Source organism: Dolichospermum sp. LEGE 00246 (assembly GCF_015207865.1).
GTDB classification, from domain to species: Bacteria; Cyanobacteriota; Cyanobacteriia; order Cyanobacteriales; family Nostocaceae; genus Dolichospermum; species Dolichospermum heterosporum.
Map to the genome: position 1 here is coordinate 1 of NZ_JADEWA010000223.1, position 8,631 is coordinate 8,631.

An 8,631-nucleotide genomic window follows, 5' to 3' on the forward strand; every position below is an offset into this window, starting at 1 on the left:
CATGAAACTTTTTTAAAAGCTGCGATCACCAGTAAAATTTATAATAAGAAAATTATTTTGAATATTGATGGAAAGCAAAAAACATTTCTGAGTCAGCAATTAGTTAAATGGCAACAGCCAGGATTAGTTTTTGTTAGAAATGTTAGTGACAATTATTCAGATAAAACACTAAAATCGGTTTTAGGTATACCAGATTGGGATAGAGATATAAAAAAAATTGTTGACACTAAATATGATGTGTTACACAAAATGTCATTCCCTGTTAATAATTATCCTATTTTTCAAGATACAAAAGCCTTGGATAAAAATAAAAATAAAGCATTCGATGTCACAAACAGTAATGCTGGATTATTTAACTGGCTTGATAAACTCAGGGTTGGATTTAAACCTTGGTCTTTGCTCACATGGATATGTATTGAAAAGGATAAGTATAAAGAATATGATGATGATCTTCGTAATGGTTTAATGCACAATCTTTTGGGTTTTAACGAGCAAGATGTAATTAAATACCTGTTAGGGAATCCAAAAAAATTAATTTACACAGATGTTTTGACTACATACCGAAAAGAAGTTAAAGAAAAATTTCTGAATGAGATTAAGAATTTAGGTATACCTTACAATGAGAGGAACTTGTATGATGAACTAGAAGCGATCGCCAACGACATCATTTAACAACACCACCTAAACTGCGCGAACCGGAGGGTGTATTTATCGAACACTTATTATATAACCTGTAAAGGCTTATCAGCTATGGCTTTCGAGTATTTTAGCGGAAAATGAGGTTCGTGCAAACTCTACAATGTATACCAGCACAGTGTTTGAGGTGATTTTGATGCACGGGCGCATTGGGATTAGAGGCAGAGGTTCGTGCAAACTCTACAATGTATACCAGCACAGTGTTTGAGGTGATTTTGATGCACGGGCGCATTGGGATTAGAGGCAGAGCCTCATCAACTGCATTCCTAGTCAGAGACTAGGAACGAGATGTGGTAGGGATTTGAGCTTAAGTTGACACCAATGATCTCATGCTTTACCCCTACACATCTGGGTTCTTTGTCATTTGGCAAAAGTTTAAATCTCACCCGTGTTTAGTAAGTAGTGAGACAGAATTAGTTACACAATGTCATTGCGTTAGCGCAGCGTGGCGTTAGCTATATGGAACGAAGTGACATGAAGCAATTCCAAGGGTTGTGATTGCTTCCCTTCGCTCGCAATGACTGTAAATATTTTTGTCCAATTACTTATAACTTGCGTTTTTACATCCATATATCACCTTTAAGCAAAAGCTCAATTTATTTCCTTGCGGAGTATATCTGACTAAAAATTACCGCAAAAGTCATACAGTACAAGACTTTTACCCCTGAAATACTATATGCCGGCTAGATAAATGTCCATCTTTGCGCCGTTGGGGGAGAATTGTGGCAGGATGGAAAGAAGCCTGTGCAACATCACAGACTTGCAAGGGTGTTGTTTTGCAGAAGAACCCTGTCAAGAAGATTGTTAGTTTCGCACTGTCAACGAAAAATTTGGCGGAAGGGATATACTATCCTCTGAATGTTAGTAAATTGCAGAACAAGCTATAGCGGTTGTCAGTTGCATGAAAACATCCAGTTATCATCACACTGATTTGCCTTCATGACTTTTAATGCCTGTTCCCCGTCCTCGGCTACATATACTCCCCACCTTGACTAGGAAATGAATCCAGAAAACTCAGAAACTTACATAAATCATCCAACTTGGGGTTTACTCTATAGGATCTGTATGGTTGATGAGAACCAGGATCTGTTTACCACACTCTACGCCCAACGCTTATTTTTTCTAGTAACAACTGAACTAAAAGTCCTGAAATTTCAGCCAATTGGCCGGACTGAGGCTAGGATGATGCTGGAAAATCGCTTACGGACTTTGCGCCGCAGTGGTAATTCTCAGGAGTACGAGCAACTTCAAGGTGTATTTCAGCGCACATTCCAATGAGTAGTTTAATTAGCGATCGCTTCGCTCAAATTCACGCCTCACTCCCATCTACAGTGAGGTTGATTGCTGTTACGAAAAGAGTATCTACTGAATTAATGCGGGAAGCATACACCGCAGGAATTCGTGATTTTGCTGAAAGTCGCATCCAAGAAGCTGCCAGTAAACAAGCCGAATTGCAAGATCTAGGGGATATTACCTGGCACTTGATTGGACATCTCCAAACCAATAAGGCGAGAAAAGCCTTAGAACTATTTTCATGGATTCACTCCGTTGATAACTTGCCACTGGCACAACGGTTAAATATCCTAGCGGCAGAACTGGGAGTGAATCCAAAGGTATGCTTACAAGTCAAAATTCTCCCCGACGCAAATAAATCTGGTTGGATGGTTCCAGAATTATTGGCGGACTTAGCAGCGCTTAACCAATGTCAAAATCTACAAATTCAAGGTTTGATGACAATTCCGCCTCAAGGGTTGGCGGATGCAGAAATTTTAACAGTATTTAATACTACGTATGAATTAGCACAAACCATCCAATCACAAAATTGGCCAAATATTACCATGCAGCAGTTATCAATGGGTATGTCTGGGGATTACCAATTGGCAGTGCAAGCAGGAGCAACAATGGTACGATTAGGTACAATTTTGTTTGGTGAACGAGCTTAGACATAGCTGTAGTCATACTTCCAGAGGGCATGATTAACAATCGTTTGCGAATTTACTACCAAGTATTGATAATTGTCAAAAAATATAATACTCTCATAAGTAATTCTTAATTGCAAAGGTGGTCATACCCCCCTTTATTTTTAATGATCGTTAGGCTACAATTTTAACTCAATGTTACAGATTCGTTAATGTGCAGGCGTTAACATCAATATCTGTTAATAATTGGGAATTTGTACTAAAGGGTAAAATCAGTAGTACGATTACTACGTCAAACATCTACTATAGTTACGACTACTGCCTAGAAGGAACTTCAATGTAACTTATAGCCAGGAAAATTAGGGGAATTTTAATCTGGGAGCATACAACATGAGCAATATATTTTCTAAACTCAGGGATTTTGTAGGGTTGAATGAGCAGGTAGAATACGAATACTACGAAGAAGAAGCTGATACAGCCAATAATTATCAGAATATCTATCAACAGGAAAATCCCCAACCAGCCCCACAGGAAACTACTCCTCCAAATCGGCGTTGGCGAGAAAATCAACCTAACAATACAGAAGAAGTAGCTGCAACAGTATCTAAACCTATGAGTAACGTTATTGGTATGCCAGGCGCAATTAATGGAATCTCTGAAGTCCTAGTCCTCGAACCTCGCACGTTTGAAGAAATGCCCCAGGCGATTCAAGCCCTTCGGGAGCGCAAATCAGTAGTATTGAACTTGACCATTATGGACCCTGATCAAGCTCAACGCGCAGTTGACTTTGTTGCTGGTGGTACTTATGCGTTAGACGGACATCAAGAAAGAATTGGTGAAAGTATCTTCTTGTTTACCCCCAGTTGCGTGCAAGTTAGCACTCAAGGCGGTTTGATACATGAAGTACCTGTCAACCAAGCCCGTCCCGCCCGTCCCCCAGCTACAGCAGCAACTCCTACTTGGGGAAATGAACCCACTCGGATGGCACAGTAGGGGTAGAAACAGCTTGATAATTTCTACCCATAACTATCCATATATTACTGTTTGTCCAAGTCTTCAATAAGTTGATCAACAAAATCCCTCAACCGTTGCTGCCAGTCAGGGACGGTTTTAATTTTTTCCCTGACTCCAGGTAAAACCTTAAATTGCAAGGGTGATTTATCGTAGGCTACTTGATTTTGTGGTTTAAATTTAATCCGAGGCATTGTCCAATCCTAATATATCTGATATACTAGATATTATAGCACAACATTGAAGGTCGAATCAATGCTTTTATCATTCAAAACTGCACTAATTCCAAATAACCGACAGATTACAGCTTTTGGCAAGGCTTCTGGAGTCGCTAGACACGCTTACAACTGGGTAAATACTCAAATCATAGATATTTTAGCTACTCGCAAAGAAGGCGAAAAACTTAAATTACAAAAGAAGGGAATAGGGAACAGGGAACCCAATTTTCGAGCTTATACACTTTAGGGCAAGTAGTGAGACAGAATTAATTACACAATGTCATTGCGTAAGCGTTGCGTTAGCCATATGGAACGAAGTGAAATGAAGCAATTCCCAGGATTGTGATTGCCTCCCTTCCCTCGCAATGACTGTAAATATTTTTGTCCAATTACTTAGAGTCAATCCAAAATCCAAAATCCAAAATCATGAATATAAAATTTGGCTTAATTGGCGGTGGGGTAATGGGAGAAGCTCTATTATCCCGCCTTATTACAAGTAGCATTTATCAAGGCGCAGAAATCATTGTCAGTGAACCCCAAGGTGAACGCCGCAGCTATTTAGAACAGAAATATGGGGTAGTTGTGACAACGGATAATAGTCTAGTGTTAGGGGCAGCGAAAACAGCGGTGATGTTGGCAATCAAACCCCAGATATTTACGGCTGTAGCTCAAGAATTAGCAGATATCCTACCAACAGAACATTCACCCCTGATCATTTCCATACTAGCGGGGGTAACTTTAAAACAATTAGAAGCAGCTTTTCCTCAAGTTCCCATAATTCGCGCTATGCCGAATACTCCCGCCACAGTGGGTGCAGGAATAACAGCAATTTCTTTAGGGGCTTATACTCATCCTCATCACCAACAAACAGCACAGCAGATTTTTACCGCTGTGGGGGAAGTAGTGGAAGTACCGGAAAGCCTGATGGATGCGGTGACAGGATTATCCGGTAGTGGACCGGCTTATGTGGCATTGATGATTGAAGCCTTAGCTGATGGGGGTGTGGCTGTGGGTTTACCAAGGGCGATCGCTAAACAACTAGCTGTACAAACAGTTTTAGGAACAGCAAAACTGGTACAAGAAACCAAAATTCACCCCGCCGAACTCAAAGATCAAGTTACCAGTCCCGGTGGTACAACTATTGCCGGTGTCAGCGCCTTAGAAAAAGCTGGTTTTCGTTCCGCTGTCATCGAAGCTGTTAAAGCCTCGAAGGAACGCGCTCAGGAATTGGGGAAGGGATGACAGATTAAGGGTATGAATTTTAGTCTCACGCAAAGGCGCAAAGACGCAAAGGTAAGAGTTTTAATTACTTATCCTTTTGCTATACAGAGACTATTCTTGCCCTGAATTTTAGTCTCACGCAAAGGCGCAAAGACGCAAAGGTAAGAGTTTTAATTACTTATCACTTTTGCTATACAGAGACTATTCTTGCCCTGAATTTTAGTCTCACGCAAAGGCGCAAAGACGCAAAGGTAAGAGTTTTAATTACTTATCACTTTTGCTATACAGAGACTATTCTTGCCCCTCTTAACCCCTGGATGGGCGCAGTCCCTGCGCCCCTACCTCCTGCTATCAGCAAACCCTAATTAGGCATTGTTAAAGGCTGAGTTTTTTGAATTGCTGGCGTTTCCTCCGGTGTAGATTCTACAGAAGGACTGGGTGCTGATTTGGGAATCATAAATTGCCGCCAAGTTCTAATTTGTTCTTGAGCATCAGTATAAGCACTACTACCACTAGGAATTAAATTAGCTGTATCAATGGCTTTGGCAACATCAATCTCACTTTGAGAACGTGCTATTTGCAACAATTGTTGACTCCATTGGTCAATGGCAATATTCACATCTAAACGCAAAGTGTTACGACTAGATACCCGATTTGCTAACTGAATAGCTTGCATTAAAGCTTCTGGTGTGCCAGTAACTGCAACTTGCTTGGCTTTTTGCCAACTTTCTTTGGCGCGAATTTGGTCTTGCCAAGTATCTATGGAGGATTGAGCTTCACTAGATAAAGCGCGTCCTGAAGAGGCGATTTTTTGAGCTTCACTAATAGCCGTTGTCAAATTACCACTGTCGGCTAATGCCCTGGCTTGATCTAAGTACGGTTGATCTTGAATGCGCTCAATTTTGGCTGTCCATAGCCTAATCTTTTTTTTGGCTTCTGGATATAATGCTCGTCCAGAGCGAATTTGATTAAGTTCAGCGATCGCTGTTTGTAATGAGATAACATCCTCGTTAATAGCTATTTGTTCCGCCCGATCTAAATATGGTCTATCTTCAATAGACTCCACCTGGCCACGCCAACGACCAATTTCTTGACGGGCTTCTGTAGCCCGCGGATTATTCCCAGGAATTAATTGTACTTCCGAAATCGCTGCTGTTAAATCATTAACAGTGCCTTGACTAGCGAGATTCCGAGCTTTTTCTAACCGAGAAACATCTTGAATTTCTAATTGCCAACGGGCAATTAATTGTTGAGCTTCATTATAAATATCCCTAGAAGCATCTATTTGTTGAGCTTGAGAAATAGCCGTTTCTAACCCTGCTGTAGTCCCAATAAAAGCACTTCTTTGGGCTTCACCCAAAACCATAAAATCATCAACTTCAGCTTGCAATTCAGGAATAGGGGGAATTTGTCGGGCAATTTCCAAGGCTTGATCAGCATTTCGCTCCTTCATTTTAGCCTGTGCTAATTTGAGCATTTTTCTAGCAAATCCAGATATTAACTCTTGGGCTTTTTGATACAGATAACTATCTGGTTTAATCGTTTCAGCCAGTTTAATAGCTTTAAGTAAACTATCTAAATTGCGATTATTTGCTAAATTTTCTGCTTTGTAAAGTTTATCCCCATCTTCTCGCGCCGTAACAATAATGTTATTTAATTGATCATATTTAGTGCTTGCCCAATATTTATTATTAACCCGTAGCAATCTAGCCGTGAGCATAAAAGCTGATTGCCAATGTCGTTGGCGCAATTCTTTTTCCGCTGCTTGGTAAATTCCTTCCGCCTTTGACCAAATCGTTTGCCACTTTTGAATTTGCTCTTCTACTAGTTCACTAACCTTCACGTCAGTAGGAATTTTTCGGGCTGTAGCGATCGCTTCCTCCAAATTCCCCGCTTGGAAACTCTCATCTGCCAACCTGAGAACATCCCGTGACCATTCCTCTAAAAGACGATTAATTTCGCCCCGCAAAGGATGATTTTCTGGTAATTGTTTAACCAGAGTAATTGCTTGGAGCAAATCATTAATAGTTTGCTTAGAAGCCGCCAACTGAGCGCAGTGTAGCCTTACTGACGCACTAGCCAAAGGCCAAAAAATTTGTGGACAATTAGGAGCAGTAGGTAACTTAAACAGCATGGATAAAGCTAGAAAACCCATGCTTCCAGGAATTAAAGTTAATACTGCTGCCCAAACTACCCAATTTTTAGTCCAGCGCGGCATTTTCTCAATTAAAATATTGAGATTAAAAGTAGGTTCTGAATTATCATTTATAGCCAAAACATCGCCATCTTGCTTTTTTCTTTGCTTCATAGACTGAGAATGAGAACCAATAGCAGCGGTATCAGCAGTTTGATTATTTTGTATGTAGTTAGGCTGAACCCCAATTGGTTCTCCTGCTTGGTCTGAAGACCAATTATCTGGAATATCCCGCTCTGTCATTGCTCACACCACACTAATTGAATAGCGATATGAAAGTAGATAGATCAATATAGATAATTTTATGTTTGCTATCCTCACTTTCCTATCTAAAAAACCCATCCCTAACATTACTGTTTATTGGGTTGAGTATGACTGTTGACATTAATCAGAAATTAAAGATTCTCTTTGTAGATCTCCAATTAACTGAGTTAAATCATCACTACTTGCTTGATAGATATTACCGCAAAAGTCACAAGTAGCTTCTGCACCATCATCTTTTACAATCATGTCCTGTAGTTCCGCCTCTCCCAATATTTTCAGCGCTCCTAGCGCCCGATTAAAAGAGCAGCCACAATGAAAGCGTAACATCTGACTTTCAGGAAATATGTTCAATCCCATATCTCCTAACAAATCGTTAAAAATTTCCGTCAGTGTTTTACCTGCTTGCAGTAATGGCGTAAACCCAGATAAAGCCTCAATCCGCGATTCTAATGTAGCCACTAGCTCCTCATCCCTAGCAGCTTTGGGTAACACCTGGATCAAAATTCCTCCCGCTGCCGTTACGCCCTGTTCTCCCACAAATACACCCAAAACTAAAGCCGAAGGAGTTTGTTCAGAACTTGCCAAGTAGTGAGCAACATCATCACCTATTTCCCCCGAAACCAGTTCTACTGTACTAGAGTAAGGATAACCATGACCGAGATCGCGGACTACATATAGAAAGCCTGCACCTACTGCCCCACCCACATCTAGTTTACCCTTATGATTAGGTGGCAATTCCACAGACGGATTCCCGACATAACCCCTAACTGTACCATCTAATCCTGCATCTGCCAATACACCACCTAAAGGACCATCGCCCTTAACGCGAACATTCACCCTAGAACCTGACCGTTTCATACTGGCAGCCATCAACAAGCCAGCAGCCATAGTTCTTCCCAATGCTGCTGTTGCCACATAAGATAGTTTATGGCGTTGTCGAGCTTCTTCTGTTAACCGGGTACTAATCACACCTATAGCTTTAATCCCACCATCCGCCGCAGTCGCACGAATTAATTGATCTGCCATGAAAAACCTGACAATTCTTTACAAGATGACTCTCTCATTTTAAGTGGTTTCGAGTCGGGAGGTAAGAGGAGGGGGGGAGGGG

The 8,631-nt window shown here is 40.9% G+C and carries 8 protein-coding genes and 1 pseudogene; 6 read left to right on the forward strand and 3 right to left on the reverse strand.

Annotation, left to right across the window (positions count from 1 at the left end; translation table 11 throughout):
* From IQ228_RS15130 to IQ228_RS15145, 4 genes and pseudogenes are all read left to right on the forward strand, one after another.
* Nucleotides 1-672: pseudogene (locus tag IQ228_RS15130) on the forward strand (hypothetical protein); the annotation flags it as partial.
* A 1,023-nt stretch (nucleotides 673-1,695) separates the two neighbouring features.
* On the forward strand, nucleotides 1,696-1,974 hold the full coding sequence (gene pipX / locus IQ228_RS15135) for a transcriptional coactivator PipX (RefSeq protein ID WP_027402694.1): 279 nt from the start codon (nucleotides 1,696-1,698) through the stop codon (nucleotides 1,972-1,974).
* The gene (locus tag IQ228_RS15140) at nucleotides 1,971-2,639 is read left to right on the forward strand and encodes a YggS family pyridoxal phosphate-dependent enzyme (RefSeq protein WP_027402695.1); all 669 of its coding nucleotides are present in this window, start codon (nucleotides 1,971-1,973) and stop codon (nucleotides 2,637-2,639) included. The genes pipX and IQ228_RS15140 overlap by 4 nt, the downstream gene beginning before the upstream one ends.
* Nucleotides 2,640-3,005: 366 nt before the next feature.
* Nucleotides 3,006-3,608: a cell division protein SepF gene (locus IQ228_RS15145; protein WP_027402696.1), complete on the forward strand. Its 603-nt coding sequence runs from the start codon at nucleotides 3,006-3,008 to the stop codon at nucleotides 3,606-3,608.
* 44 nt (nucleotides 3,609-3,652) lie between these two features.
* Here IQ228_RS15145 and IQ228_RS15150 read toward each other — a convergent pair whose 3' ends face one another.
* Nucleotides 3,653-3,820, reverse strand: coding sequence for a hypothetical protein (locus tag IQ228_RS15150; RefSeq protein WP_168634134.1), 168 nt, complete (start codon nucleotides 3,818-3,820; stop codon nucleotides 3,653-3,655).
* Nucleotides 3,821-3,881: 61 nt separating this feature from the next.
* On the opposite strand from IQ228_RS15150, the gene IQ228_RS15155 reads away from it, so the two are divergent.
* On the forward strand, nucleotides 3,882-4,091 hold the full coding sequence (locus tag IQ228_RS15155; protein ID WP_027402697.1) for a helix-turn-helix domain-containing protein: 210 nt from the start codon (nucleotides 3,882-3,884) through the stop codon (nucleotides 4,089-4,091).
* Nucleotides 4,092-4,270: 179 nt separating this feature from the next.
* Complete coding sequence (gene proC, locus IQ228_RS15160) at nucleotides 4,271-5,086, forward strand: pyrroline-5-carboxylate reductase (RefSeq protein WP_027402698.1); 816 nt, start codon at nucleotides 4,271-4,273, stop codon at nucleotides 5,084-5,086.
* Between the two features lie 340 nt (nucleotides 5,087-5,426).
* Here proC and IQ228_RS15165 read toward each other — a convergent pair whose 3' ends face one another.
* Together IQ228_RS15165 and hslO are read right to left on the reverse strand one after the other, a co-directional pair.
* Nucleotides 5,427-7,502, reverse strand: coding sequence for a chromosome segregation ATPase (locus tag IQ228_RS15165; protein ID WP_193963383.1), 2,076 nt, complete (start codon nucleotides 7,500-7,502; stop codon nucleotides 5,427-5,429).
* Between the two features lie 141 nt (nucleotides 7,503-7,643).
* Nucleotides 7,644-8,549 (reverse strand): Hsp33 family molecular chaperone HslO, encoded by a 906-nt coding sequence (gene hslO, locus IQ228_RS15170; RefSeq protein ID WP_027402701.1) that lies wholly within the window; start codon nucleotides 8,547-8,549, stop codon nucleotides 7,644-7,646.
* Nucleotides 8,550-8,631: the final 82 nt, after the last annotated feature.